At 69.8% G+C, this 24,936-nt stretch carries 23 protein-coding genes, 1 tRNA gene and 2 pseudogenes; 5 read left to right on the forward strand and 21 right to left on the reverse strand.

The genetic code is table 11. The features are described 5' to 3' along the window. Window positions 1–60 precede the first annotated feature (60 nt). Complete coding sequence (locus ACIBIW_RS05290; protein WP_399332171.1) at window positions 61–1,494, reverse strand: PP2C family protein-serine/threonine phosphatase; 1,434 nt, start codon at window positions 1,492–1,494, stop codon at window positions 61–63. Between the two features lie 586 nt (window positions 1,495–2,080). Between ACIBIW_RS05290 and ACIBIW_RS05295 the strand changes: the two genes are divergently transcribed. After that, complete coding sequence (locus ACIBIW_RS05295; RefSeq protein ID WP_399332173.1) at window positions 2,081–2,746, forward strand: bifunctional DNA primase/polymerase; 666 nt, start codon at window positions 2,081–2,083, stop codon at window positions 2,744–2,746. A gap of 548 nt (window positions 2,747–3,294) precedes the next feature. Here the strand turns inward: ACIBIW_RS05295 and ACIBIW_RS05300 are convergent. The 3 genes from ACIBIW_RS05300 to ACIBIW_RS05310 all read right to left on the reverse strand — a co-directional run bounded on the left by ACIBIW_RS05300 (window position 3,295) and on the right by ACIBIW_RS05310 (window position 6,453). Beyond that, entirely contained in the window at window positions 3,295–4,266 is a 972-nt protein-coding gene (locus ACIBIW_RS05300) for a DUF5926 family protein (RefSeq protein ID WP_399332175.1), read from the reverse strand. A 382-nt stretch (window positions 4,267–4,648) separates the two neighbouring features. Then, window positions 4,649–5,218 (reverse strand): ATP-binding protein, encoded by a 570-nt coding sequence (locus tag ACIBIW_RS05305; RefSeq protein WP_399332177.1) that lies wholly within the window; start codon window positions 5,216–5,218, stop codon window positions 4,649–4,651. Between the two features lie 386 nt (window positions 5,219–5,604). Then, window positions 5,605–6,453 carry a glycerophosphodiester phosphodiesterase gene (locus ACIBIW_RS05310; RefSeq protein ID WP_399332179.1) on the reverse strand — a complete coding sequence of 283 codons (849 nt, stop codon included), beginning with the start codon at window positions 6,451–6,453 and terminating at the stop codon, window positions 5,605–5,607. Between the two features lie 346 nt (window positions 6,454–6,799). Between ACIBIW_RS05310 and ACIBIW_RS05315 the strand changes: the two genes are divergently transcribed. Then, window positions 6,800–8,410 (forward strand): trypsin-like peptidase domain-containing protein, encoded by a 1,611-nt coding sequence (locus ACIBIW_RS05315; protein WP_399332181.1) that lies wholly within the window; start codon window positions 6,800–6,802, stop codon window positions 8,408–8,410. Window positions 8,411–9,024: 614 nt separating this feature from the next. Beyond that, a tRNA-Ser gene (locus tag ACIBIW_RS05320) sits at window positions 9,025–9,111 on the forward strand. Between the two features lie 136 nt (window positions 9,112–9,247). Here the strand turns inward: ACIBIW_RS05320 and ACIBIW_RS05325 are convergent. The 15 genes and pseudogenes from ACIBIW_RS05325 to ACIBIW_RS05395 all read right to left on the reverse strand — a co-directional run bounded on the left by ACIBIW_RS05325 (window position 9,248) and on the right by ACIBIW_RS05395 (window position 20,676). Continuing rightward, window positions 9,248–10,654 (reverse strand): site-specific integrase, encoded by a 1,407-nt coding sequence (locus ACIBIW_RS05325; RefSeq protein ID WP_399332183.1) that lies wholly within the window; start codon window positions 10,652–10,654, stop codon window positions 9,248–9,250. A gap of 65 nt (window positions 10,655–10,719) precedes the next feature. Beyond that, window positions 10,720–10,908 (reverse strand): helix-turn-helix transcriptional regulator, encoded by a 189-nt coding sequence (locus ACIBIW_RS05330; protein WP_399332185.1) that lies wholly within the window; start codon window positions 10,906–10,908, stop codon window positions 10,720–10,722. Between the two features lie 89 nt (window positions 10,909–10,997). Beyond that, window positions 10,998–12,392: a phage/plasmid primase, P4 family gene (locus ACIBIW_RS05335; RefSeq protein ID WP_399332187.1), complete on the reverse strand. Its 1,395-nt coding sequence runs from the start codon at window positions 12,390–12,392 to the stop codon at window positions 10,998–11,000. Then, a complete protein-coding gene (locus ACIBIW_RS05340; RefSeq protein ID WP_399332189.1) occupies window positions 12,389–12,820 on the reverse strand; it encodes a hypothetical protein in 432 nt (143 codons plus the stop codon). Before ACIBIW_RS05340 ends, ACIBIW_RS05335 begins: the two co-directional genes overlap by 4 nt. Further along, the gene (locus ACIBIW_RS05345; RefSeq protein WP_399332191.1) at window positions 12,817–13,038 is read right to left on the reverse strand and encodes a hypothetical protein; all 222 of its coding nucleotides are present in this window, start codon (window positions 13,036–13,038) and stop codon (window positions 12,817–12,819) included. The genes ACIBIW_RS05340 and ACIBIW_RS05345 overlap by 4 nt, the downstream gene beginning before the upstream one ends. A 118-nt stretch (window positions 13,039–13,156) precedes the next feature. Further along, the gene (locus tag ACIBIW_RS05350) at window positions 13,157–13,663 is read right to left on the reverse strand and encodes a bifunctional DNA primase/polymerase (protein WP_399332193.1); all 507 of its coding nucleotides are present in this window, start codon (window positions 13,661–13,663) and stop codon (window positions 13,157–13,159) included. Window positions 13,664–13,856: 193 nt separating this feature from the next. Then, the gene (locus ACIBIW_RS05355) at window positions 13,857–14,285 is read right to left on the reverse strand and encodes a DNA cytosine methyltransferase (protein ID WP_399332195.1); all 429 of its coding nucleotides are present in this window, start codon (window positions 14,283–14,285) and stop codon (window positions 13,857–13,859) included. 89 nt (window positions 14,286–14,374) lie between these two features. Then, complete coding sequence (locus ACIBIW_RS05360; protein WP_399332197.1) at window positions 14,375–14,800, reverse strand: NUDIX domain-containing protein; 426 nt, start codon at window positions 14,798–14,800, stop codon at window positions 14,375–14,377. Window positions 14,801–14,826: 26 nt separating this feature from the next. Further along, complete coding sequence (locus ACIBIW_RS05365; RefSeq protein ID WP_399332199.1) at window positions 14,827–15,282, reverse strand: hypothetical protein; 456 nt, start codon at window positions 15,280–15,282, stop codon at window positions 14,827–14,829. Between the two features lie 189 nt (window positions 15,283–15,471). Continuing rightward, window positions 15,472–17,577 carry an FtsK/SpoIIIE domain-containing protein gene (locus tag ACIBIW_RS05370; RefSeq protein ID WP_399332201.1) on the reverse strand — a complete coding sequence of 702 codons (2,106 nt, stop codon included), beginning with the start codon at window positions 17,575–17,577 and terminating at the stop codon, window positions 15,472–15,474. 83 nt (window positions 17,578–17,660) lie between these two features. Continuing rightward, window positions 17,661–18,200: a hypothetical protein gene (locus tag ACIBIW_RS05375; protein ID WP_399332203.1), complete on the reverse strand. Its 540-nt coding sequence runs from the start codon at window positions 18,198–18,200 to the stop codon at window positions 17,661–17,663. Window positions 18,201–18,228: 28 nt separating this feature from the next. After that, complete coding sequence (locus ACIBIW_RS05380; protein ID WP_399332204.1) at window positions 18,229–18,567, reverse strand: RRQRL motif-containing zinc-binding protein; 339 nt, start codon at window positions 18,565–18,567, stop codon at window positions 18,229–18,231. Then, window positions 18,567–19,430 (reverse strand): annotated as a pseudogene (locus ACIBIW_RS05385) (protein spdB). The gene ACIBIW_RS05380 and the pseudogene ACIBIW_RS05385 overlap by 1 nt, the downstream one beginning before the upstream one ends. Continuing rightward, window positions 19,427–19,756 carry a Pycsar system effector family protein gene (locus ACIBIW_RS05390; RefSeq protein ID WP_399332917.1) on the reverse strand — a complete coding sequence of 110 codons (330 nt, stop codon included), beginning with the start codon at window positions 19,754–19,756 and terminating at the stop codon, window positions 19,427–19,429. Before ACIBIW_RS05390 ends, ACIBIW_RS05385 begins: the two are co-directional and overlap by 4 nt. A 143-nt stretch (window positions 19,757–19,899) precedes the next feature. Beyond that, the gene (locus ACIBIW_RS05395) at window positions 19,900–20,676 is read right to left on the reverse strand and encodes a GntR family transcriptional regulator (protein WP_399332206.1); all 777 of its coding nucleotides are present in this window, start codon (window positions 20,674–20,676) and stop codon (window positions 19,900–19,902) included. 58 nt (window positions 20,677–20,734) lie between these two features. On the opposite strand from ACIBIW_RS05395, the pseudogene ACIBIW_RS05400 reads away from it, so the two are divergent. Together ACIBIW_RS05400 and ACIBIW_RS05405 are read left to right on the forward strand one after the other, a co-directional pair. Beyond that, window positions 20,735–21,164, forward strand: a pseudogene (locus ACIBIW_RS05400) (NUDIX hydrolase). A 49-nt stretch (window positions 21,165–21,213) separates the two neighbouring features. Beyond that, window positions 21,214–21,606, forward strand: a complete 393-nt coding sequence (locus ACIBIW_RS05405) for a hypothetical protein (protein ID WP_399332208.1) — start codon at window positions 21,214–21,216, stop codon at window positions 21,604–21,606. Window positions 21,607–21,824: 218 nt separating this feature from the next. Here the strand turns inward: ACIBIW_RS05405 and ACIBIW_RS05410 are convergent, their stop codons facing one another. Beyond that, a complete protein-coding gene (locus ACIBIW_RS05410) occupies window positions 21,825–23,111 on the reverse strand; it encodes a Shedu anti-phage system protein SduA domain-containing protein (protein ID WP_399332210.1) in 1,287 nt (428 codons plus the stop codon). A 165-nt stretch (window positions 23,112–23,276) separates the two neighbouring features. Next, window positions 23,277–24,503, reverse strand: coding sequence for a DNA cytosine methyltransferase (locus tag ACIBIW_RS05415; RefSeq protein WP_399332212.1), 1,227 nt, complete (start codon window positions 24,501–24,503; stop codon window positions 23,277–23,279). Window positions 24,504–24,936 lie beyond the last annotated feature (433 nt).

Raw genomic sequence — 24,936 nt, forward strand, 5'->3', positions numbered from 1 at the left:
GCGCACCCGGCCGTCGCGGGGCGCGCAGCCCCCGGGGTGCGCGCCGCGCGCGGCGTCGGCTCAGTCGAAGCGGACGGCCAGCAGGACCACGTCCTCCTCGCCGCCGGAGTGGTCGAGGCCGTCGGGGAGCATGCACTCGAGTACGTGGTCGGCGACGGCTCCGGGGTCCTCGCGCAGCGCCGCGGGGATGTCGGCCGCGATGCCGCGCAGCCGCCGGTAGGCGAGGTCGGGGCTCTCGCCGGTGCGGTGCAGCAGCCCGTCGGTGCACAGCAGCACCGTTTCTCCTGGCGCGGTGCGCAGCTCGACGCTGGGCGCCTCCCAGCAGGCCAGCATGCCGAGCGGGGCGGACAGCGAGGTCTCGACGTACTCGGTGCGCCGCTCCCCCGTCACCAGCGGGGGGCAGTGCCCGGCCCCGGCCAGCGTGATCCTGCGCAGCACCGGCTCGCAGTAGGCGAAGAGCGCGGTGGCGCTGCGCACCGGCTCGGTCATCCTGAGCAGGAGTTCCAGGTCGGAGAGGACGGCCACCGGGTCCTCGCCCTCCATGACGGCGTACGCGCGCAGGGAGGCCCGCAGCCGTCCCATGGCGGCCACCGCGGCGGGGCCCGTGCCGGTGACGGAGCCGACCGAGAGCCCGAGGGCGCCCTCGGGCAGCGGCAGCGCGTCGTACCAGTCGCCGCCGCCGTGCGGCCCGCTGCGGTGCCGCGCGGCGAGCCGCACCCCCGGCACCCGGGGCAGCCGGGAGGGCAGCAGCCCGTCACGCACGGCGGCCAACGACGCCCGGCCCCTTTCGAGTTCGAGGAGCCGCGCCAGGTGCTCGGTGGCGTGGCGCAGATAGAGGCCGACGAGGTGGCGGTGGCGCTCCGCCGGCTCCGCCGGCTCGTCGTACAGCCAGACCACCGCGCCGAGCCGGCCCGCGGTCGTGGTGGCGAGGCCGCGCGCGTAGCTCGCCGCGCAGCCGAGGCGGGTGGCGACCTGGCGGGCGCGCGGGTCGAGGCCGCTGTGCGCGAGCAGGTCGCGCTGGACCAGCTCGCCGCCGTCGCCAGGCGCCGTCGCGAGGGAGTCGAGCAGCCGCCCGTGGGGGGTGGCGGCGCGCGGCACCGTCTCGATGTGGCCGAGGTCGGCGCGGCTCAGCCCGAGGCCCAGGGTGGTGCGCGGCCCGAGGCCGTCGGCGGGTTCGAGGACCACGAGGCCCCGGGGCGCGCCGACGAGCGCGGCGCCCGCGCGCAGCACCTCGTGCAGGGCGTCGTCCAGCGTGCCGACGCGGGCCAGCCGCTCGGTCAGCTCGTGCAGGGTGGTGAGGTCGGAGACCCACCCGGCGAGGCGGTCCTGGATGACGGCGCCGGGTGCGGGCAGCGCCGCGCTCCGGGCGGTGTCGGCGACAGCGTCCGTGGCGGAAGCGGAAGACATGGCGGGGGTCGCCGGGTTCGAAGAAGCGGCAGGGGTGGGCACCGCTGAATTGATTCCGGCCACTTTCGGCAGATGCGGGGCGCTCATGTTTCAAGGCTCTCGGGCTGGTGCGTAATGCGCGAAAGCATCGCAAACCCCCTGTCATTCTGCGCTGCTTGCCAGGTCTCCCCATCTACACACAGAGATACGGAGATGTCCAGCATTGTCCTGATGGGTTTCCTGGTGTCCATGGGTCGTGGTGAGTTCGTCAAAGTTGGCTGAAAACTGACTGAGGTAACGGCATATTGGGGTCGACTGGGTTTGTTCAACGAAGCGTCATAGCGCGTCAAAGCGGTCGTGATGGGTACGTACGTCATGACAGCGGGGACTTCGGCACGCGTCAGGAACTGATGCGTGGGTCCCGGCGTCATAACGTTGTGCGGCCGTGCTTCATCCTCCGGGGCGGAGGCGCAGAGCAGTACCGGCAGGGCGAAATCGCCAGGCACCGCCACCCCCCGCCACGTCCGATTTCGACCCGTCGCAGTATGGATGCAAGCGCCATGCAGTCCCTGTTCTTCCGGTGGCCAAGCCCTGCCCCGGTTCGGGAAGCAACGCGTCGGCGTGTACGCACAGTGAGTGATCAACACATGGTGTGATGTGCCTCTTGGCGTTCAACGGAAAGGAACGAGCGCTCATGCGCGAGATCCTCGGAAGGCGACGCAGGCTCCTGTCCAGGCTGCTGGGCGGGAGGTCCGAGATGACCGAAGCGGCTCTCACCTTCGCCACCCGGTGGCAGTGGCCCGTAATCCCCGGCGTGGGGCTCCAGCCCCGCAGCCGCACGCTGTGCGCCTGCCCCGACCCGGAGTGCACGGTCCCGGGGGCGCACCCCTTCGATCCCGGTCTGCTGGCCGCCACCACCGATGAGCGCATGGTGCGCTTCTGGTGGGGGAACCGGCCGACGGCGCCCGTGATCCTGGCGACCGGCGGGCGCGCCCCGTGCGCGGTCAGCCTGCCCGCGCTCGCCGCCGCCCGTGCCATGGCCGCGCTCGACCGCGACGGCATGCGGCTCGGACCTGTGGTCGCCACCCCCGAGCGCTGGTCGATCCTGGTCGCCCCGTACAGCCTTGAGCGGCTCGGGGAACTGCTCTTCGCCAAGGACTTCGTCCCCGGCGCGCTGCGCTTCCACGGGGAGGGCGGCTACCTCGCGCTCCCCCCGTCCGGCACGGGGCGCAGCAGGGTCCGCTGGGAGCGCGCGCCGCTCCCGGGCTCCGCGTCGCCGTGGGTGCCGGACGTGGAGGCGGTCGTGGACGCGGTGGTCGACGCCCTGACCGTACGGGGCGTGAGCGCGCCGGAGCTGTAGACCCGGGGCGCCCGAGGCCCGCCGGGGCCTTTACGGAACGTAGTGGGGTGTCGCTGTCCGAAACTGGACGGCGGTGCCCCTTTTTCTGTTGCCGTACGACGCCTGCACGGCCGATGCTCAGGGGTAAGCCTGCTTCCGCGTCACGAGCCGGAGAGACCGGAGAGAGAGGGGTCCGACGGCACCGCGGGCGGGGAGGCGTGTCCGCGAAGCGGTGCCGCGCTGCCGGAGGGCCGCGTGCCCTGCTGGTGGAGGCGCGTCCTGGCGCCCCGGAAATCCTCACGGGACGGCACACGCGCGGCGGCACAATAAGACCCGGTTGCTGGCGACGGGGGATGCACCAGCAACCGGGCTATATGAACGGTAACAAGAGATCGGCTGTACGCAAATTCGATCTCGGCCATTCACACACCGATTTACCTGCGTGGATGGAGAGTTGTGACGGGAGTCACCCCGTCCGCGCGGGGGTGCCGAGCTGAATGGTCGGTCAGCCGGGACGCGTACGCCCCCGGGGCGCGCAGACCCCGGCGGGCACCCGGCGCGACCCTCCGTCAGCTCAGCGTGACCTGCCGGTTGGTGAGCCCGCCGCGCGCCCGCCGCTCGTCCGCGCTCAGCGGCGCTTCGGCGGCGAGCGCCGCCGCGAGCCGCTCCGCGAACTCGGCGGCCGGCTTCTCGATGTCGTCGGCGCCCGTCCCCGACGGCAGGTCCCACACCGGCACCGTGAGGCCGTGCGCCCGGAACGAGCCCACCAGGCGGGTCCCCTCGCCGAGCCCCGACGTGCCCGCCGCGTGCAGCCGCGCCAGCGCGTCGAGCAGCCGCTCCTCGCCGTGCGGCATCACCCACCGCAGATGGTTCTTCTCCGCCGCCTCACACCAGTACGCGGCGTCCACACCGGTGAGCCTCGTGGTGGGGATCGCGGCCGCGTTCGCCCGTTCGAGGGACGCGGTGACCTCGGCCGACGCGTTGTCCGCGTCCGGCACCCAGAACTCGAAGCCGGCGTGCACCACGGGCTCGAACGCGCCCTCGGGGTCCAGCAGGTCCTGGAGCCTCGGCCCGTCGGCGGGGGCCCTGCGGCTCTGCACGGGCGCGCCGGGCTCCGCGGTCAGCGCCCGCCGCAGGGTGTCCGCGAGGTCCCTGCTGATGTCGCCCGACGAGGTGTCGTTCTGAAGGCCGAGCAGCACCGAGCCGTCGTCGCGGCGCAGCGCGGGCCACGCCATCGGGAGCACCGTGGCGAGCGTGACCGAGGGGACGTCGGACGGCAGCGCCTCGCGCAGCGTCAGCGGCGCCGTCGCCGCGGGCACCAGCTCCCGCAGCGCGACCCAGTCGCCCTCCGCGGGCAGCCCCTCGAATGGACGCTGCACCAGCTCGGTCACCGCTTGCGCCGCGGCCCTGCCGTGACACGCCTTGTAGCGGCGCCCCGAGCCGCAGGGGCAGGGCTCCCGCGCCCCGACGACCGGCACCTCCCCGTCCCGCACGCTCTGGGGGGCTCGGTTGGCCCTGGTCGGCACACGCTTCTTGGCCATCGTGGCTGTCTCCCGATTGCGGCTCGTCCAGTACGGTCCGCGAGCCTAGCCGGTCCGCCGTCGGCGCCCGGGAGCAGCGGCGCCGGTTCGCCGTCGGGCGTCGGGAGGAGTGGCGCCGGTTTGGCGCCGGGGCCCGGGAGGGGTGACGCCGGTGCGCGGTGGCGCGGGCGGGGCGTGCGGGGTGGCGCGGGTGGGGGTGCGGGGAGAGGTGTGCGACCGCCGGTGTGACGGGTGCGCGCGTCGGGCCGCATCCCGCCGTGCGGCCGCACGGCCGTACGGTGCCGGGGGCGGGCGCCGCGCCTGTCACGCGCGCGTTACGCGGCGTAACGCGGTGGACGTCCCGGGCGCGGCACCGAGTGCCGTGCGCCACGGGAGACCGTGCCTATTCGGCGTCCGCCAGGGCGGGAACCGGTGCGCGGTCGTCCCCGGAACCGGGCTCGTGCACGACGGCCCAGACCGTCACCTCGCCCTGTTCGTCCCTTACGCCCCACTCGTCGGCCAGGGCGCGGATGATCGTGAGCCCTCGCCCGCCGCGCGCCGTCACCGAGGGGGTGGCCGGAATGGGGCGGGTCGGCCCGCCACCGTCCGTGACCTCGACCGTGAGGTCGCCGCACCCGTCCACATGCCAGCCCGCGCGGACGTCCCCGTCGCCCGCGAGGGCGTCCCCCAGGGGCCTGCCGTGCCGGCAGGCATTGCTGAGAAGTTCGGAAAGAATGAGGACCGCGTCGTCGACGACCGTGTCGGGCACGCCGCTGATGCGAAGCTGAGCGCGCATCTTGCGCCTTGCCTCCCCCACGCCGGCAGGGCCATGGGGTACAGCCATGCACGACGACGCGGGCACCTTCTGTGCCACCATCAACGCCACCCCCGAGACCTCCTTCGCCCCACGCCACGGTGTGAATGCCCCATACGGGGGGACCGGAAACCGGCCAAGGGACGTGCTGTGGGGCACTCCGCGGACCGCGAGCGGGCGCCGTGCGCGCCGGAGTACGCCAGGTAACGCCCGTTATGGGGCTTACGGGTCCCGCGCCCGGCACCGTGAGAGCGCCCACGCTCCCCCCTCTCCCGAAGCCGGGGAAGGCGCCCCCACCTGCCCGAAAGCCGAGGGAGGTGCCCGAACGCCCCGCGCGTACCGGCACCGGGTGCCGCGGACGCGGCGGACCAAGGCGGCCTTTTGCGTACGAGACCGGCGCCACGGGTTCCGTATGACGTCCGGCGCGGGTGGGAGACCCGCGGCATGCGGCGTTACGCGCGCGTGACGGCCGCCGAACCACCACGCGCGCACGCGCGCGCCCGGACCAGCAGCCCACCCGGCCACCATGCGCGCACGCGCGTGTCTCAGCCTCTGCCCAACCGGTCGAGCACCTGCCGGGGCCTGTTGGTGATGATGGCGTCCACGCCGAGGGAGACGCAGAGATCGACGTCGTCGGGCTCGTTCACGGTCCAGACGTGGACTTCGTGACCGGCGGCCCTCAGCTTCTCGACGTAGCCGGGCCGCCCCCGCACGATCCGCAGCGAGGGCCCCGCGATCCCCACGCCCCCGGGCAGCCGGCCCTCGCGGTGCCGCGGCGAGACGAACTGCATCAGATACACGGTGGGCAGCTCCGGCGCCGCCGCCCGCACCCGCTGTAGCGAGCGCGCGGAGAAGCTCATCACCCGCACCCGCGCGCCTCCGGGGCGCGGCGCGTCGAGCCCGTAGCGGCGCAGCAGTGCGAGCAGCCGCTCCTCGACCTGGCCCGCCCAGCGGGTGGGGTGCTTGGTCTCGATGGCGAGCCCCACCGGCCTGCCGCCGTCCGCGGCCTCCGTGACCAGGCCGAGCAGCCGCTCCAGGGTGAGCACGGACGTCGCGGAGCCGTCGGCGCCCGTGTCGTCGCGCTCGGGGACCTCCTCCCACTCCCCGGCGCCCGAGGCGGCCGAGCCGCGGGCCTTCCAGGAGCCGAAGTCGAGCGCGGCCAGCTCGGCCAGCTCCAGCGCGGAGACGGCGCCCCTGCCGTTCGAGGTCCTGTTGACGCGGCGGTCGTGGACGCACACCAGATGGCCGTCGGCGGTCAGCCGCACATCGCACTCCAGGGCGTCGGCGCCGTCCTCGATGGCCTTGCGGTACGCCGCCAGCGTGTGCTCCGGGGCGTCCTCGGACGCCCCCCGGTGGGCGACGACCTGGATCGGCCGGTGTACTGCGTGCCTCATCGCGTCATGGTGCCACTCCGATGGGGTAGGCGCCCGGTCGGCGGCCCGCCGCGCGCCAGTGGGCCGCACGCGCGGGGCGCCCGGCCCTCCGCGGTCCGCGGGGCGGTACGCGGCCCTTCGCGGGCGGCACAGGGGATGCGGCCGTTCGGCGGGGCGTCAAGGATGGCATCCGACGCACAGCATCGGCTTATGGTGCCCTGACGTCCTGTAGGAAAAGCTTGACGGCGTACAACAGCACAGCTTGACCGCGCCGACCATGAACGAGTGCGACGGACCGTGAACGAGTACGACCGAGTGCCACCGACAAGGATCGACAAGAGACAGCCGTGGATCGAGGAGTAGAGCTGTGAGCACAGAGAACGAGGGCACCCCGGTACCCCCGGCGCCGTCCGTACCTCCCGTGCCCGCGGATTCTCCCGCGGCGCCCTCGGGGGGCGACCCCCAGAGCGCCCCCGCGGGAGCGAGCCCCGCCCAGCCGGAAGGCACCCGGCCTCCCGCGGGCCCGGCCCCCGGTTCCACGCCGCCCGCCGCCCCGTCGTCGCCCCCCGCGGGCTACCCCGCCGCCGCGCCTTACCCGCCCCAGCAGCCCCCCACCCAGGGCGCGGGGGGCCATGAGCAGCAGGAGCAGGCCGGGGCTTCCCACCCGGAGGGCGCGACCCAGGGCCAGGGCCAGGCGTACCCGCCGTCGGGCCAGCAGGGCCAGTACACCCAGAGCGCGTCGCCCGTCGGCGACTGGCCGCCCCCGGCCGCGCCCGGCTACGGCGGCGGTGGCGGCTCGGGCTGGGGCTCCTCGTACGGGCAGCAGGCGCCGGACGCGCGGCCGCAGCGCCGCGGCGGGCTGATCGCGGCCCTCCTGGTCGCCGCGCTCGTGGCGGGCGGCGTCGGCGGTGGCATCGGCTACTGGGCCGCGGACCGCAACGACGACGCCAGCAACTCCACGACGGTCTCCGCGGGCGACAGCGGCAACAGCAAGCGCGACCCCGCCTCGGTGGCCGGCATCGCCCAGCGCGCCCTGCCGAGCGTCGTCACGATCGACGCGGAGGGCGGCGGCGAGGGCAGCACGGGCACCGGCTTCGTCTACGACAAGCAGGGCCACATCCTCACCAACAACCACGTGGTGGCGTCGGGCGCGGACGGCGGCAAGATCTCCGTCACCTTCTCCGACGGCAAGAAGTACACCGCCGAGGTCGTCGGCAGGGCGCAGGGCTACGACGTCGCGGTGATCCGCCTCAAGAACGCCCCGTCGAACCTGAAGCCGCTGCCGCTCGCCGACTCGGACAAGGTCGCGGTGGGCGACTCCACGATCGCGATCGGCTCGCCCTTCGGCCTCTCCAACACGGTGACCACCGGCATCGTCAGCGCCAAGGACCGCCCGGTGACCACGAGCGAGAGCGGCGACAGCCAGTCCGCCTCGTACATGAGCGCCCTCCAGACCGACGCGTCCATCAACCCCGGCAACTCGGGCGGCCCCCTGCTCGACTCGCGCGGCGCCGTCATGGGCATCAACTCCGCGATCCAGCCGGGCGGCGGCGGTGGCGGCATGGGCGGCGAGCAGTCCGGCTCCGTCGGCCTCGGCTTCGCCATCCCGATCAACCAGGCGAAGAACGTCGCCCAACAACTGATCAAGACCGGTCAGCCGGTGTACGCGGTGATCGGCGCGACGGTCTCCGTGGAGGACAGCAGCCAGGGCGGCGGCAGCAGCAACGGAGCCACGATCACCGACCAGGGCGTGGACGGCGGCCAGCCGGTCACCCCCGGCGGCCCCGCGGCCAAGGCGGGCCTGAAGTCCGGCGACGTCATCACCAAACTCGACGACACGGTGATCGACAGCGGCCCCACCCTGATCGGCGAAATCTGGAACCACAAACCGGGCGACGAGGTAAAGATCACCTACACCCGGGACGGCAAGGAACACACGGCTGACCTGACGTTGGGGCAACGCAAGGGCGACGATTAGCCCTGCGGGGGCGCGTGTGTCTTGCTGGGGCTTTGCGGGGGCGTGTTTCCCGCTGAGTCCTGGGGGCGTGAGCGTGTCTTCGACCGGGCGCTGCTCGGGTAGGGCGTGAGCGCGTCTTCGGGGCGGGCGCCGGTGGGTCGTTGCGGGGCACGGGAGTGTCCTCGCTGCGGCGGGCTCTGCTCGGGTCGTTGCGGGGCGCGGGCGTGTCCTCCGGCGGGGGCCCTTGCGGGGCGGCGTGAGTGTGTCCTCGACGCGTGCCCTCGGGAGGGGCGTTGCGGGCGCGGAAGCTTGCGCCTGATGTGTGCCCTGCTTGGTCCCTGCGGGCGCGGAGGCGTCTCCGACGCGTGATCCGCTGGGTCCTTGCGGGGCGCGGCAGCACCCTCCACGCTTGCCTCGCTCCCGGTCACGCCCCGCGTAACCGAGCTTCGGAGCGCCGCCTCCCCGCGCGCGTCCGACACCGTGTGGCCGATCTCTCGCCGGGGTCGGCCACACGGCGTTCACGGAGACGCCCCGGCGGCGCGTGCCTCCCCCGGAGGCCCCGACGATCACACCGGACGCCCTCCCACCCCCACCCGCTAAGCTGTCCCCGCGCCCCCGCAGGCAGGTGGGCGCGGGGAGGCGTGCCCGAGCGGCCGAAGGGAACGGTCTTGAAAACCGTCGTCGTGGCAACACGACCGTGGGTTCAAATCCCACCGCCTCCGCAGCAGGTCAGCGTTAGCGCTGGTCAGAGGGCGTGAACCCGGTTCGGGGTCACGCCCTCTTTGCTCGGCCTGTCTCACCCTGATCCGGGGATGTACCGCCTCTGACCAGTGCGTGTGGGCCATACGCGGGCCAGGATCAGGGCCCCTCTGCCTCCTCCGGACCCTTCTGAATCAGGCTGTTGGCGTGGGCGGAACTGCCCTTCAAGAGCTTGGCGTAGAAGCGGTAGAGCACTGCGACGCTGTGGCCGGCGCGGTACGCACCTCCACCGGGTCCACGCCCTGTTTGATCCACAGAGATACGGCGGCATGGCGCAGGCGGTAAGGCACGGCGGCCATCTCGGACTTCAGCTCGGGGCGAGTGAGCACGGCTTCGCGCGCCGCATCCCAGACGCCGCAGTACTCGTTCGACGTGACCCGGCCGCCGCGCGCCGCCCAGAACAGACGACCGTCCGGGGCCACGCCGCGGGCGATGTGCGCCCGGACCATCCGGACGTAGATCGGGGGGGATCGGAACGGCGCGAACGGCGTTGCGGGCCTGGTGCTTGAGCCCGCGCTCGTCATGGGACTTCCCGCCGTCCGTCCACCCAGCCCCTACTTCCGGGTGGCTCTCAGAGACCAGTACCTCTCCCCAGGCGCCCGGCTCGCTCTCAGGTGGGAGCGTGAAGTCGTCCTTTCGGAGCGAGACGGCCTCGCCGGGGCGGGTGGCCACGTAGTAGATCGCGCCGAAGAACGTCTCTAAGTGCTCGCCGCGCGGGCCCTGCTCCGCCACGGCGCCGAGTAGCCGGCGCGCGAGCCGGGGGCCAGGGACGTACCTGAAGTCGACTTCGTCGGACGTGGACGGGGCCGTCCAGTCAACGGCAAGGAACGGATGCCGGTTCAGGAGCGCCCGCTCCTCAACCGCGTACCGAAAGGCGTTGCTGAGCACCATCCGCTTGCGGTTGGCAGTGTTCTCGGCGGCCGGGGCGCCGTTGAGCTTCTTCGACAGGGCGGCGAACGCGGAACGGATGTGCTCCGGCTTCGCGGCGTCACTGACCTTCAGAGAGTTGGCCGCGACCCAGTCGAGAGCCTTGCGCATGTCCTCCGGCAGAACCTCGGTCTCGCAGCGCGGCACCCAGTCGCCGCCTTCGGTCTTCGCCGCCCTGAACGCCCACTGGTAGAGCGCAGCGCGCAGAGTTCGGGGGTCCGGCTGAACGGCGGTGGTGCGCACGTAGACAGGCGTCACGACGGCGAGCGACTCGGCGATGCTCGCGCGGTGCTTCCCCGCCGCTCCCGGCCACTTCATCAGGGCGTACGCCATGGCGTGCTCGAACCAGGTCGGCATCGCCAGTGCGGCCAACTCCTGTTCGGGCAGACCCGTTTCCTCGTCGAACTGCTGGCCCCTGCGCAGAGCCTCCATGAGTTGCGAGCGGCGGCCATCTGCCTGCGGCTTGAGCGCAAAACTCTTCGAATGCCCCTCCTCACCTACGCGCCATCGAAGCTCCCAGGGCTTCGGGCGGCCGGTGCGGAGACGAGTGGACCACACGACAACGTCGTACGTGAGCATGTCTCTCCAGAGCAGGACAGAGCCCGCCCCTGAGGATCCAGGGGCGGGCTCGGGTTGACGGCAGGTCAGGCGGCGTTCTGCTCGCAGGTCTCCCACCAGGCATCCAGATCGGCGCGGCTGACGCGGAGCTGGCCGTTGGGGAGCTTGCGGAGGCGAGGGGCTTCGCCGCGGGCCCGCATTTGGTAGAAGGCGGCGCGGCTCATGTCGATCTCTTCGAGGACCGCGGCGAGCTTGAGCATCTGGGGGCGGGCCATTTCACTCCTCAGGGAGGTGGGGGCAACATGAAAAAGTTCGATGCACATTGCTCTGAGTCGCGACTCAGGCAAATGTGGGGCGAGGTTGTTCAGCGCTCGGTGCGCACGGTGATCCCGTTGTAGGTGATCACCTGTCGGCCGTAGGCATCGCGGGGTCGGCTGCGGTTGAGCTGGGGGACGACGGAAAGCAGGTTGCGGCCGAACATCTGCTTCGTGCCGGGGTGGACGCCGTTGTCGTCGGCCCAGTCCCGCCAGACCGACCACAGGGTTTCCACGGGCACGCTGCACGTGGCCCCGGTCGAGCAGCACTCGCGCACGAACGCGGAGGTGGGGGATGCGGTGTCCTGCATGGTCGCGACCGCGTCCCGGCTGGAGGTGGGCTGGGTGATGCGGCCGGTGCGCTCCAGGCGGGCCAGTCCTTCCAAAGCCCAGTTGGGGATGCCGGGCATCTCGGTTGCCAGCCGGTCCATGAGGGTGGTGTCTTCCTTGCCGAGCCAGGAGACCGTCATGTTGAGGACGATGAAGCGGCGAGCGATGACGCCGGATGAGTCCCCGAAGTGCGGCAGTTCGTTGGTCAGGATGACCAGCCGCGTGGGGAGCTTGCCGGTCCACATGTCGCGGTACTTGCGGTCGATGTCGATGGTGTCCTCACCGGAGATGGTCAGCAGCCGCTCGACCACAGCGGCGCTGTCGTTGCCGGACAGCCGTGCGTCCGCGATGACCGCCAGCGGCTTGCCCAGCAGCGTGGACAGACCGAAGTTCGTTCCCAGCCCCGCCAGCGTCGGCCCGGCCAGATTCTCGCGGCCGACCAGCTCTTTGAGGACGCGCGCGATGGTGCCCTTGCCGGAGCGGGACGGGCCGACCATGAGCAGGATCTTCTGCTGGTCGGTGCGGCCGGACAGGACGTAGCCGAACCACTCTTGAAGGGCTGCGACGGCCTGCGGATCGTCGGGCCAGATCTGGTGCAGGAACGCCTCCCAGCTCGGCGCGGTCGCGTCCGGGTGGTAGGGGAAGGGGACGGAGACCAGGTTGAAGAAGCCGGGTCCGTGCGGCAGAAGGGCCCGGTCCCGGATACGCAGCAGCCCGTTCTCACAGGCCACGATCGGACTGTCGTCGTGGTCCTCGGCGTCGGCGCCGATCCAGGCCGGCGCGTCGGTCTCGGTGGGCAGCAGCGTGATCGCGCCCATCGCGTCGAGCAGGTTGCCGATCTTCTGCTTCGTGGGCGCCCAGGGCCGTTCCTCGGTCTTGCCGTCCTTGCCGGGCGCCCGGAACACCACGTGCTCCAGCCGCTCGTACATGGCGGCCTTCATCTGCGCTTCGTCGACCTCGCGCCAGCAGGAGCCGTTCCAGCGCGTCCACGGCGCGCGCCAGCGGCGGCACACGAGCTGGCCGTTCTCCCGCTGCCAGTCCGGCAGGAGGCGGCGGGCGACGGCGAGCGGGTTGGACGGCGGGGGAAGTTCCTCCGTGTCGATGTTCTCGGTCATGCGGCGGCCCTTCCTTCCTCATGAGGTGCGGGGGTTCCGGTGCAGGTGGAGCGGTGCAGGTCCCACAGGTCGACCAGCCGGGCAACTTGTCGGGCACCCATCGCGCTGTCGGCGTATCCGCAGCCACAGGCACAGGCCGCGGTGGGGGTGCTGGCGTAGCGGGTGGACCAGCGGGCCCGGTCGTAGTGGTCGCGGTAGACCGGCGGGGCGTAGATGCGGATACCGGGCCGCTCCGAGGTCGGGTCGTCCGCGTCGTGGCTGGGTTGGTCGCGGCGGAAGCGGTCAGGGCGAAGGGCAGTGACGACGCCCTGACGGGCGACGCCTTTCGGCTCGCTCACGGTGGTCTGCGGTGCGGCCGGTTCGGCGGCGTGCGGCTGGTCGGGGGTGGGGTTGCTTTTACCTGCGGGGTGGGGTCGGGGGGCGGTCATGCCGTCCTCCGGGGCCAGGCGGTGCCGGTGGAGTAGTCCAGGGCCTTGCGGATGGTGTTGCGGCACTCGGCCGGCGACAGTCCTGCCGACTCGCCCCCGCAGGTAAAAGCCGCTTCGACGGTGGCGCGGTCGAGGTCTCCCCAGGCGACGAACCGGCCCACGGCCCTTACGGCGCGCAGCAGTTCGGCCTGGCGTCCGCCCTCGGCGGTCGTGGCCACGGTGGCGACTTCACGGGTGAAGACGGCGGCGGCGTACCGGTCGGTGTCCCGGTGCAGGGCGAGCCGTGACGGTGCCGTGACGGGCCGCTGAGGGGCCGTCAGGGCCTTTTGTAGCCATTCAGGCGTTTGCTACGGGCTGGTCGTCCAGGACCGTGTACGGACCGTGTGGGGTGGTGCTGCCGGGGGCGACGACTTGTCCGCCCCATGCCCGGGTGTCGACCTTGGGTGTGAGGGTGCCGGTGGTGTTGGTGAACCAGGCCCCGCGCGGGGCGGTGAAGTACAGGTGCTCACCGCCGCTGGGGGTCCGGATGCGACGGGTCGTTGGGACGGCGTGTCCGGCGCGCTCGCAGAGCGCCGCGAAGTTGGCCGCGCCGTCAGGCGTCCCTCCACCGGCCATCCACCGGCCGTCCAGGCGCACGGCCTGGCCGGGCAGGTAGTAGTTGCCCGCGCTTTCGCGCTGGTTGGGCCCGCCGTGCGGCCCGTCGGAGGCTTTCGGGGTGGGCAGCAGGTTCACCACCACCTCGTTGAGCGGCCGGGAGTTGGTGCCGAGCAGGTTCGAGGCGCCGGACTTCCAGTCCCGGGCCGCGGGAGTGCGCAGCAGGGCCACGGCGGTGCGCAGGTTCATCCCGCCCTGCCGCTTGGCCGACAGTCCGGGCCCGCCGGCCTTGCGCTTGTCCGGATGCAGCGGGCCCCCGTTGCGCCCCAACCGTGAGGTGGGGGTCTTCAGCAGCGGGATACGCGACGGCGAACCAGCGGTCCCGGCGGTGGCAGGCGCCGACTTCGGGATCTCCAGCGCGTAGGCACATCCAGCGTGCGTCCTACCCGATCGCGGCCAGGTCGGCGACGACGTCGAGTCCCTGGCTTCGCAGGGCGGCGACGTTCTCCAGGAAGACGAGTCGGGGTCGAAGTACGCGAATGGCGTGGGCGATGGTTTTCCAGAGTCCGGAGCGGTCACCGGCGATCCCTCCCCGAGGTCCGGCGTTGGGGATGTCCTGGCACGGAAACCCGGCGGTCAACGCTGCCGGGCGGGGCAGGAGGCTCAGGCTGTCCCAGTCGATGGCGGTGATGTCGCCGAGGTTGTGGGCGTGGGGCAGGCGGGTGGCCAGTAGCCGGGAGGCGGCGGGGTCCTTCTCCGCGACCATGACCGTGGGCAGACCGGTGACCGCGTGCACGGCCTGGTCGAGCGCGGCGGATCCGGTGCAGAAGCTGACGTTGCCGTCCTCGAACGATGCGGCGGGTTGCGTCATGCTGGGTGTCTCCAGTCCTGTTGCAGGGTGCTGGTGGGCAAGGGCGGCCCCGCGGCTTTGGCGAGACGAGGGGGCCGCCCTTGGCTTAGCTAGAACGGGGCGTCGTGCCGGTACCGGGCGTTGGTGACGATGTCGGTGTGGTCGAAGGCCAGGCCCCGGGCGTCTTCGAGGGGAATCCAGCGGACGGCGGCGGCGTCGTCTCCGGCCTGGGCGGTGGTGTCGGCGGGGACTGCCGTGAGGTAGGCGGCGGTGACGTACCGGCCGCGTGGGTCACGGCCGGGGGTGTCGTAGACGCCGATCACGGTCAGGTCCCAGGGGTCGACGCGGACGCCGGTCTCCTCCAGCAGTTCCCGTGCGGCGGCGGCCCGGGAGGTCTCGCCGGGGTCGACGTGACCCCCCGGCAGGGCGAGCTGTCCCTGATACGGCGGCCATCCCCGCTCGATCAGCAGGACGGTGCCGTCCCGGATGCACACCACGTCGGCGGTGTAGCGGATGGTCTCGAAGATCTCGGTCATCTGTGCAGCTCTCGATTCTCGGCTGGTCAGCCGTGGAAGTGGTTGCGCTTGAAGACGGCCTTTCGGATGTTGACTGTCGTCCCGCCCCGCGCGGCACCCAGCACCTGCACCGCGATGAACCCGCCGAACACCACGGCAGCCAGGATGATGAGTTGCTGGATCAGCGCGGCGAGTGCGGCGATGAACGTGGTGAGCAGCAGCAGGCCGCCGCACACGGCGAGGAAGCCGACGCCGCCGAGGGCGACGTTCACCGCGGCCCGGGAGACGACCGGCTTGACGATGACCGGTTCGGGCCGGGTCGGTCCGATGGCGTAGCCGGTGACGACCCGGCCGTCGGGCAGGACGATCGACTGCACGGCGGGGATGTGGCCCGGCTGCGCGGGGACGACCGGAGCGGTCTGGACGGGGTGTATCGGGGCGCGCTGGTGGACGATGACGGGCGCCTGTACGGCCGTTCGGTGGCCTGTTCGGGCAGCATGCATCCCTTCGGGCCGATGGCCAGGGAGGCGGGGACACCCCCTTGCCGGGGTGCTGTGGAGGGGGTTTCAGGGGTGCTGACCTGCGTGCCTCCCTGATTGATCCTTTTCGCAGGTCAGGGCAAGGGAGGTAGGGCAGGGAGGCGATCAGGGAGTTCTCCCTGCCTCCCTGCCCCGTCGGTGTCCGGCTCCCTGTCATCCGTCGGCGGAAGCGGAACCCTCGGCGTCGCGGTTGGCGAGTGCGCGGGCGACCCGGTCACGACCGACGACCATGCGCCCGTCGGACTTGTATGGGTCGGCGCCGGCGTCCTCCAAGACGCGCTTGAGGTCACCGAACGACCAGCGTCCGTAGGCGTCCTCGTTCAGGGCGGCGAGCCGCTGAAGCACGGTCTGGGTGAGCACGCGCGGCGCGTCGCCGACGACGGCGGCGATGTCGGCGAGCGGGTCGCGCTCCTCTCCCTGCTCGATGACGTGCAGGGTGGTGACGCCGTCGCGCAGGGCCTTGGCCCGGTCGGTGAGGGCCACGGCGTCGTCATCGGGGATGTAGTGCGTGCGCACGGTGATGGACGACTGGCCGGCGGGGATGGCGATGCCGTCGGAGGCGACGACCAGCGTTCCCCGGTCCAGGCCAGGGCGCAGCAGATTTGGCGCGGCCCCGCCGTCAACGGCCTTGTCTGCCAGGGCCATGGGGGCCTGCGACTCCGTGCCGAGCGCGAGGGAGACGCGGGTGTGGGCGCCCTCGCGGACCAGCTTGGGAAGGTTCTCGTTGGTCGGGTCCTGGGTGCCCTGCCACATCAGCACGTTGACCGCCCGGCCTTGGTTGTGAATCTTGCGGACCGCCATGAAGTAGCGGGAGTTGGCCTTGGAGCCGCCGTACGGGCGCTTGTCCTCGTCCTTGGCCGGGCACATGAACGCCACCTGTGCCTCGTCGACCAGCACGATCAGCGGCGGGAACTGTGTTCCGGGCGGCGCCTGGATCCGGCGGTTCATCTCCGCGACCGTGCCCTCGACCATCTCGGTGACCTGGATGACGTGCTCGTCCGTGGGTCCCTGGATGAGCGTGCGGGCGAGACCGTCGAACATCGCCCAGTCACCCACGCCCTTGAGGTCCCCCATCAGGAACGCGACCGACTTGTCCAGCGCCAGCCACAGCGCAAGGGAGCGCAGGGCAACGGTCTTGCCCTCGTTGGACAGGCCCGTGATCAGGAGGTGGCGCTGGTAGAGGGACAGGGCGGCGGCGTCGCCGCGCAGGTCCTGACCCCAGGGCGCCTTGCCCTTGCCGTAGTCGGCGGTCATCGTCTCGTCGGTGACCAGCGGAGACGGGCCGATCGGCTCATCGAGCGCACCCGAGTCGGCCACCCACAGGCGGACCGTGCGGGCCGCCTTGGGGATCGTGATGAACACCTCGTGTTCGTGGCGGGTCAGGTTCTCCGCGAGCTTCCGGCGACGCTGCTGCACCTCGATCGCCGACACCCCGGACGGAAGCGTCACGTCGACCTCGACACCGCATCCGGCGATCCGGATCGGTCCGAGCATGGAGGCGCCGGCATCGCCCATCTCCTTGATGGCCCTGCTCAGCGGCGCGACTCCCAGGTCGCGCAGGGCCTTGACCACGATCGACGACGTGATCGGTTCCCCCTCGGAGCTGCGGACGTTGTCCGGCAGCGCCCAGTACGGGGCAGCCTGCGCCCGCCGCCCGACCTCCCACAGCCCGAGCAGGGCGAGCAGCGGGCCCACCGTGATGAGCGGCCCCCAGGTGACCTGAACGATCGTGATGAGCAGGCGAATCAGCCCGACGACCGCCATCAACGGCGTGACCACGTCGGACGCATCCTTCGTGGCCACGGCCAGGGCGATGCCGAGCAGCAACAGACCGCCGATGCCGAGGCCGACGCCGGCGCCCTTGGCTGCGTCCACGGGTGAGGTGAGGAGGTCCATGCGGCGGCGGTGGCGGGCCTCGCGGTAGCGCTGCCCGCGCTCCTCCCACTCCTGTGCGACCTCGTAGTTCCCGGCCGCCTCCGCAGCCCGCAGCATGCGCTCGTAGCGGGCCGCGGTACGGCCGTCCCACGCCCGGCGGGCCACGATGCGGGTGCCGCCGAGCACGTAGGTGGTGTGGCGGACCGTCATCCGGCCGACGGTGCGGGTGCGCTCGTGGGCGGCGGCACGTCGGATGGCGCGGCCGGAGCGCACCCACAGGGGCACCCGGCGCGGCTCTGGAACCACGGTCAGCGTGGTGACGTTGGTGGTGGGTTCGGGGGTGGTGTCGGGGTTCTTGTGCAGGTGAACGACGTTGTCACTCATGCGTGTTGACTCCAGACAGCCCGGAAGCGGGCACGGGAAGCCAGGGCCCATGGCGGTGGGCCCCGACGCGGGAGGGTGGGGGGTTAGCGCAGGTGGGCGGCGAGGCGTTCGGTGTCGTACGCCTCCCGCTCGTGGTCCTTCAGGGCTCGCTCGAACTCTCGGGCCTCACGACGGGACTGACGCTCCACGCCGTAGGCGGCGCACAGGTCCCGCACGATCACGTCCAAGACGCCCCGGCGGGAGAACTGCATGGCGTGGACCAGTTCGTGCACGAGGGGGGTCGCGATGTCCTCGCGGGTGCGGTGCTGCTCGGCGTTGACCAAGACCAAGACCAACCCGTCCGCGCGGGGAATGGCGAGGCCGGCGGCGTCGCGGGCGTGGCGCAGGCTCTCGCGCCGGGCCTTGTCGATCCGGCGCCGGTCGGTGCAGCCGGACAGCTCGACCTCGGCCTGAAGACCGAGTTCGGCCATACCCTTGGCAATGGTCAGGGTGATGTCCACGTCGGGCATCCGGCCGTTCACGGCCCGGCTGACCTGCCGCATCGCGTCCGGGACGAGTTGCTTGGTGTCGCGTTCCAGGTCGCGGCGGCCCCGGAGCTGGTGCGTGGTGATGGTGTGCTTCACAGCGTCTCCGATCACGAATCGCCGCAGCTCACGCGGCAACAGTGGTGGGGTTGTTGTGGCAGGGCACGCACATGCCGAGCGAGACCGGGATGACGTATCCGGCATCGCGTCGGCACTTGGGGCAGGTGCGGCGTGCGGTGTTCGCACGGTCCAGGGCCGCCCGTCGCGCCGGCGTCATCGGACGCACGGGAAGCGCGCGGTCGATGCGGTAGAGGTAGGCGACCAGCGGGCCCCGACGGCGCCGGGGCCGCTCGATCTGCGCGGCCACATCTTGCCCGCCGGGGCGCAGGCCGCGCGCCCGGAGCTGTCGGCGCGTGGCCAACCCGTCCGGGGCGAGACGCCACCGGTAGACGGGCGGGGTGGCCATCAGGCGACCATCCGCTTCCAGGCGGCCCGCAGGCGGACCTCAGAGGCGGAATGCCCGGCGGCGCGGAAGCGCAGCGCCATCTCCCGGTAGGACAGGGCCGGATGCTCGCTGGTGCGGATCTCCTCCACCAGGACATCCAGAACGTCATCCGACAGAGCCGGGGCCGCCTCCAGGGCGGGGGCGCCGGTCGGCTCGCTCGGACCCCACACGGGCAGTTCTCAGCGGGCCGTGACGTCGGCCGTGACGGGACTCGTCACGCTGGTCAGCGCCCTACCCGTCTCCTCACCCTGGCGGGCACTTTCCAGCGTCGACCAGGCCCCGGCGAGGGTGCGGGCCGTGGTGGCCTGGACGCGTGCGACGCGTGCCCCTGCCGCCGTCACGGCTGTCAGGCGGGTCTCCTCGGTGGACGCTTCCGCCCGCAGTCGGGCGCGGGCCACGGCCGCGTCGTCGCGGGCCTCTTGCCGGATGCCCCTGATGGCAGTCAGGGCGTTGTCGGTGAGGGCGGTGCGCTCTCACAGGCTGTGCACCAGCCACAGGGCTTTGGCGGCGATGGGCAGCCAGGCCACGGCCAGCCACGCGCCGGCCGCATGGTCGACGGTCAGTGCGTGCGCGACGAGGACGCCGGCGGCCAGCAGGCCGAAGGACCAGCCGACCGCGGTGACGGCGCGGTCGTGGTCGCCTTGGGCGGCCAGGCGGCATTCGTACGCGAGGGTGGCCAGCCATCCCCCGTCGATACCGAGCCCGACGACCAGCGCGACCGGCCACGGCACGGCCGTGCCGAGCCACATCATGACCACGGCCAAGGTGAGCACCATCGATACCGTCGTCATTGCGACGGTGGGCAGTGCGGTCTTCGCCTTCACAGGGCACCCCCGGTGGTGAGCGGGGCGGCGAGGATGAGCAGTGCGCCGCCAGCGGCGGTCAGGTCGACCGCGCGCCGCAGGCAGGTGAACTTGGCGACCGCGAGCCGGGACAGTCCGGCGATGTCGGCGGTCAGATCCCGCTCCACCGCCGTGGTGATCTCCTCGGCGGTGAGCGTGGCCCACAGGGGGAAGCCGTGCCGGCCGCTCAGGTTCGGGCGGACCGAGCGCAGCAGCAGCCCGGACGCGCCGACCAGCAGCGCCATCCCGGCACCGCCCACGATGCAGGCGGCGGGATTGCAGCGTCCCCGCCCCGTGCGTTCGTGCAGGTCAAGCAGCAAGGCAAATGCCAGCACCTACACTTATGTACTCATGTGCAGGAGTGACATGTAAGAGAGTGCCTAACTCCTGTACATGAGTCAGCCCGCCGCGCAATTTTGCTGCGGCGGGTTGGGTGCCCGGAGGGTGGCGTTCAGTCGCCTGCTGGGATGCGATACTCCAAAACGAACTGGTCAGCGGCCATGAACGTGTCACAGACCTCGATGACGCGGCCCGCTTCAGATTCTGCGTTCCGCGTCAGGTGGATGATGGGCGATCCCGGGCTGAGGCTCAGCGCGACGACCTCTTGTTTGGTTGCCAGGCGGACGCGGACCGTCTCTGACAGCTCCTTCAGCGTATGTCCATGCTCCTCTAGTCGGGCGTAGATGCCACCGCCGCCGGGATTCTCCTCAAACAACTCCGGGATGTCCTTAGCCAGGTCCCACGGGAGGTAGGAGGTGGCTTCCTCGGTGGGGATGCCGTCGCTGAAGTAGAGGCGCCGCCGAGCCAGCACCTTTCCGTCAGCCGGGACCGAGAGCCGCTCTGCGATCTCCTCCGGGGCCTCTAGGGGGCCCACGTACAGGACGCTCACGCTGGGCTTGCTACCTGCCTGCTCGGCCTCAGCCGGGTAGGCGGCCTTGCCCGCGGTGCGGTGCGACCTGCGGAAACGGTCCGACGACTTCCTGCGTACGGGAGGGCGCCGCTTCACGTACGAGCCCTTACCGTGCCGCGTCTCGATCAGTCCTGTGGCGCGCAGCTCTGCGAACGCTTTGCGAACCGTTCCTTGGGACGAGGCGTACTTCTTGATGAGGTCGGTTTCGCTGGGTACCTGATCCCCTGGAGCGAGGATCTGTTCCTTGATCTGACGAACCAGGTCGTCCGCGATTTGTAGGTATTTCGGCTTGCCCGAGTCTCTGGAGGACGTGGGCATGTCCTACTGTTCCTCCTAAGCTCCTGTACATAAGCAACGCTACCCGGAGGGTGCGTCAATGCCGCGTCACTCGGTCTCGGTCGCAGGTGTAGTAGTGCGCGATGACGGTCGTGTCCTGGTCATCCGGCGCGCGGACAACGGCACGTGGGAGCCGCCCGGCGGCGTGCTAGAGCTGGGAAGAGCGTCCCGAGGACGGAGCGGTACGCGAGGTACTTGAAGAGACGGGCATCCGAGTCTCTGTCGAGAGACTGACCGGGGTCTACAAGAACATGAGCCGTGGCGTCGTCGCCCTCGTCTTCCTGTGCCGACCCGTGGCCGGCACAGAGCGCACTTCAAGCGAGTCGACCGCCATCCGATGGCTGACCCCAGAGGAAGTCGAGGAGGCGATGGGAGAAGTATACGCGGTCCGCGTGCTCGATGCCCTCGACGCTGCAACCGCCCCCCACGTCCGCTCACACGACGGTCGGCGTTTGCTCGAATCTGCCTGAACTGACCATTCGCCTGAACGCAGGCATGAGCGGCTGCAACGATGCTGGTATGTCGAAGCCTGGAATACCTCTCCATGCGGAAGCCATCCCCGACTGCTCTGAGCTGAAAGCCCACCACGCGGCCTACAAGAGAGCCAAGGACAACGACGCGATCTTTGTGTGCGTTGCGCGTCGCGGGCGTCGTTGGTCAGTGGAGCTTGACGCCATGGCCAGCAGGAAGCCCTACGTCTCAGACAAGGCGATGAAGATACTGGAATCCGCTGCCGAAACCCTGGTCCTGGATGGCACGGTGGAACAGGCGAATATTGGAGCTGACTACATCTCCATGTGGCCTATCGAGACCGAGGGCAGGGCGCGCGAGATCGCGGCGGCATTCCATGCTGCCTTGTACGGTCTTCAACTCCTTCACATGACCGTTCCCAGTCAGAGTGACGCGCCATAGGAGGCTGTCCTGGTCCAAGGTGCGTGCGGCCGAGGCTTGAGCGCGAGCACAGACACCCCATGCCGCCGCGCTCCGGTCGCTCGCCCCGGAGTGGCTCATCGAGCGCGGGTGGGAGGTGCGACGTGCTCGGGACGAGGGCGTAGATGCGTGCCCGCACTGCCGACCCGAAAATTCCCTCGGCGCCGATCGATGTATGACCTGCCGACCGGAGCGATGTCTCAGCTGAAGAGTGTTAGATCCTGGCCGTTGTCCTCGCCGGATTCACCCTCGCTGCCGCCATCAGACTCGCTTCCTGTGCTTGCGTGATCCGCAGAGATCTCACTTTCGAAGCGGAGTGCCCTCTCTGCAGAATCCAGCAAGTCAGCCCAGGTCAACACGTCAATTCGGTTGATGAGTGAGTCGTAAGTGCGAATTGTTTGGTCAATCATGGACCTCGTGACAGCTCCGACCTGCCGTGCAGGATCCTCCGGGATGTCCACGAAATCTTGATTCCCAATGATGACCGTTGCCCGGCCGCGCCGGAGATCGTAGTTGAGGCCGCTATTCCTGTATAGGGTTTCCAAGGCTGCGCCGCCCTCATCGAGCTGGCGGATGTAATTTGCCGCCTGCATAGTGGCCTTGTGTACTTCTTCGCCGGGGATTAGATGTTGCCTATGGCGCTCCACCAGATTCGGAATATACGACCCTTTGAGTTCGATGATGTGCAGTGAACCGTCAGCGCAAAACAGGGGGATGTCGTACCTGTCCATCGGGACGATCGATCCACGAGCCACCCCCGTGTACCTTCCACCGAAGATCCAGTAGTTTCCCCTAATCTTGCGGTGAAGATCAGTTTCGGTCGTGGCTGGATCGGCGATCATGCATTTCAGTTCGGCAATCAGAGCGCGCCGCTGAGAAATTACCGCAGTTTCCGCCGCCGAAAGGCCTGCCGCGCTTGAGGCGGCAGCAAATTGAACGATGCTGGAAATGTCTTGCCGCTGCGAAAGGGCGGCCCCGACTCCTGCGCCACTCAACCCGACCCTATCGAAAAAGTCGAGAACGCCAGAAACTGCTTCATCGGGGCTAACGTTGAGCGGCTCAAATGGAACGCGCCCAAAGTTCTCCACAATATTTGCCACGATGCTTTGAGATCTAAGGTCGGCAGACATGAAGTAGCCGCCCATGATGTTCCACTGAAAGCTATCTGGGGAGACGCGTTGTAGCAGCAATAGGGTTTTGCCAGTCCTTAGCGCCAGCTTTCGGGCCGCCCGATGCGTGGCTTCGTTTTCGTCCCTGCGTTTAATTAGGGCAACGACCACAGACGCTTGTAGGGCGGCATCCGACTGCACTGCGCGTACGCTAAAATTGGCGGCTTTGCTAATGTATGTGAAGTACACCCGAGAAGACGGCAGTTTGAGTAGTTTGGCCGTAAAGTCGCGCGCTTCGTTGTACTTGTTGTTGACAGGCTTCTCGTGCTCCCTGACGAGCAGTTCGCACAGATGCCCCAGGGTCTCCTCAGGTGTCATGCGTCGATTCTATGGCTGTGAACCGTAAGTGACGCGTGATTTTATTGAACTGCTCGGATGCGGACGCGATTAAGGTCCGCACCCGAGCGGGTGAGTCACGGCTGCCTGCCTCTGGCGGCGCGGGCGTAAATCCTCTGGTCCCTGAAATGCGTCCGGAGTATTCGGCTAAGCGGCCGAGGCTGCGTCAGCCATGTACTCGGAATGCTCTTTTAGAGCTTGCGAGAATTCTTCTCGGTAGCGAAGTCGGCTCTTGAGGAGACGGGTGTGGAACCCTGTGGTGGCGCGCAGACTCAACGGTGCAGCCTCATTAGCGTCCACGACGTCCAGCAGACTGCGATAGGGATGCTTCTCGGGCCAAAGGCTAGCTGGGACCGACCATCGCTCATCTGAATTTCCCCAGGCAGCTGTCGGCCACTTCATTCCCTTTGGGAGGATCAATTGCCCGGTCTCATCGACCTCTCCGGGGCTCTGAAGGCGTCGCCCTAGCCACGCTGATACGCCTACTGTGACGGCATTTCCAACTAGTTTCCACCGAACCCCGGGGCGGGCAACCTCAAGCGCCGGTTGAGTCCAGTCGCGGGGGAAACCTTGCAGCTCTTCTGCGTCCTCAATGCGTGGTGTCACAATGGCACGGCCGGGCTCTGCGTTGCACACCCACATGGCCGGTGACGATGGGATACCGAGCCCGGAACCGCTCTTGAGGGTGGGAAGTGCATCCTGTGCCCATCCCAATCCGGTGTTGCCTTCAGTCCAATAGAAGCCGAAGGCGTCTTCTCTGTAATCTGATTCGGGGCGTTCCTGAGCTTCGTCGGCAAACAAAACCGAGCGAGGATCTTCAGTGCGCGATGCGACGAAGATTACTCGATGGCGACGCTGAGGAACGCCGGTGAATCGAGAGTCGACCAGGCGATAGGCCCACGTGTAACCGAGCCGTTCAAATTCGCTGACCAGGTATTCCATGGCTGTGCCGCGGTCGAGGGCAAGCATGTTGCGTACGTTCTCGATGACTACCCATCGAGGAGAAGCGTCCTTCAGGAGCTCAAGCAGATGCTTGACCATCCCGGACGCCTCTCCATGGATGCCCGCAGTCCGGCCGGCCTGGGACAGGTCAGTGCACGGAAAGCCCGCAGTCACCACATCAACGTCAGGTAGGGCCTGCAGGGTCTGGATGTCATCGTGGAGCTCCACATCCGGAAAGCGGTGATTGAGAACAGCTTGTGCAGGTTCCCACCACTCGCAGAGCAGCTTGGTCTGCATGCCTGCTGCCTGAAGCCCTAGCTCAACACCGCCGATGCCAGCAAACAGCCCGGCAACGGTCAGCGGTCGAGTGGCGACATCGAGGTTCGGCATGGTGAAAATGATCCCACGTCCCTTCTGGTTGGTCTGACGCATGCGCCTCTTCCGCGCAGCCCGTACGCAGCGGTTGTCGTGCGTAGTCGAGTCATGTCCATACGTGATCGGCGTGGTCCGGGCGTGCCGGTCGGTGCCACCCACGGGTGGATAGGCTGGGTGATGTGGTGTCGTATGGCTCTGCTTCGAAGGACGGGCCGCAGGGAGTCCAGCGAGCGGGATCGGCAGTCCTGTGGGCCATGTGTGGGCCGAACCGGCAGTGCGAACGCATCGTTTACGCGTTCGTGCAGGTCGTAGTGCCTGCCTGATCCGATTGCGCAGCGGTCTTGAAAACCGTCGTCGTGGCAACACGACCGTGGGTTCAAATCCCACCGCCTCCGCGGCATTGAAGCGTGCGTGCGGCTCCTGACCTGGGTTGATGGTCGGGGGCCGTTGTCGTGTGCGGTGCAGGAGGCTGACGCGTGTGGGCTCTGGG

The organism is Streptomyces sp. NPDC050560, assembly GCF_044457285.1.
In the GTDB taxonomy this organism is placed as follows: domain Bacteria; phylum Actinomycetota; class Actinomycetes; order Streptomycetales; family Streptomycetaceae; genus Streptomyces.

What these genes read in the sequence shown, in the direction of transcription:
- ACIBIW_RS05290 (WP_399332171.1), bottom strand. Translation starts at nt 1,494, where the DNA reads ATGAGCGCCCCGCATCTGCCGAAAGTGGCCGGAATCAATTCAGCGGTG.
- ACIBIW_RS05295 (WP_399332173.1), top strand. Translation starts at nt 2,081, where the DNA reads ATGCGCGAGATCCTCGGAAGGCGACGCAGGCTCCTGTCCAGGCTGCTG.
- ACIBIW_RS05300 (WP_399332175.1), bottom strand. Translation starts at nt 4,266, where the DNA reads ATGGCCAAGAAGCGTGTGCCGACCAGGGCCAACCGAGCCCCCCAGAGC.
- ACIBIW_RS05310 (WP_399332179.1), bottom strand. Translation starts at nt 6,453, where the DNA reads ATGAGGCACGCAGTACACCGGCCGATCCAGGTCGTCGCCCACCGGGGG.
- ACIBIW_RS05325 (WP_399332183.1), bottom strand. Translation starts at nt 10,654, where the DNA reads ATGCTCACGTACGACGTTGTCGTGTGGTCCACTCGTCTCCGCACCGGC.
- ACIBIW_RS05330 (WP_399332185.1), bottom strand. Translation starts at nt 10,908, where the DNA reads ATGGCCCGCCCCCAGATGCTCAAGCTCGCCGCGGTCCTCGAAGAGATC.
- ACIBIW_RS05335 (WP_399332187.1), bottom strand. Translation starts at nt 12,392, where the DNA reads ATGACCGAGAACATCGACACGGAGGAACTTCCCCCGCCGTCCAACCCG.
- ACIBIW_RS05340 (WP_399332189.1), bottom strand. Translation starts at nt 12,820, where the DNA reads ATGACCGCCCCCCGACCCCACCCCGCAGGTAAAAGCAACCCCACCCCC.
- ACIBIW_RS05350 (WP_399332193.1), bottom strand. Translation starts at nt 13,663, where the DNA reads ATGAACCTGCGCACCGCCGTGGCCCTGCTGCGCACTCCCGCGGCCCGG.
- ACIBIW_RS05355 (WP_399332195.1), bottom strand. Translation starts at nt 14,285, where the DNA reads ATGACGCAACCCGCCGCATCGTTCGAGGACGGCAACGTCAGCTTCTGC.
- ACIBIW_RS05360 (WP_399332197.1), bottom strand. Translation starts at nt 14,800, where the DNA reads ATGACCGAGATCTTCGAGACCATCCGCTACACCGCCGACGTGGTGTGC.
- ACIBIW_RS05365 (WP_399332199.1), bottom strand. Translation starts at nt 15,282, where the DNA reads ATGCATGCTGCCCGAACAGGCCACCGAACGGCCGTACAGGCGCCCGTC.
- ACIBIW_RS05370 (WP_399332201.1), bottom strand. Translation starts at nt 17,577, where the DNA reads ATGAGTGACAACGTCGTTCACCTGCACAAGAACCCCGACACCACCCCC.
- ACIBIW_RS05380 (WP_399332204.1), bottom strand. Translation starts at nt 18,567, where the DNA reads ATGGCCACCCCGCCCGTCTACCGGTGGCGTCTCGCCCCGGACGGGTTG.
- ACIBIW_RS05395 (WP_399332206.1), bottom strand. Translation starts at nt 20,676, where the DNA reads ATGCCCACGTCCTCCAGAGACTCGGGCAAGCCGAAATACCTACAAATC.
- ACIBIW_RS05405 (WP_399332208.1), top strand. Translation starts at nt 21,214, where the DNA reads ATGTCGAAGCCTGGAATACCTCTCCATGCGGAAGCCATCCCCGACTGC.
- ACIBIW_RS05410 (WP_399332210.1), bottom strand. Translation starts at nt 23,111, where the DNA reads ATGACACCTGAGGAGACCCTGGGGCATCTGTGCGAACTGCTCGTCAGG.
- ACIBIW_RS05415 (WP_399332212.1), bottom strand. Translation starts at nt 24,503, where the DNA reads ATGCGTCAGACCAACCAGAAGGGACGTGGGATCATTTTCACCATGCCG.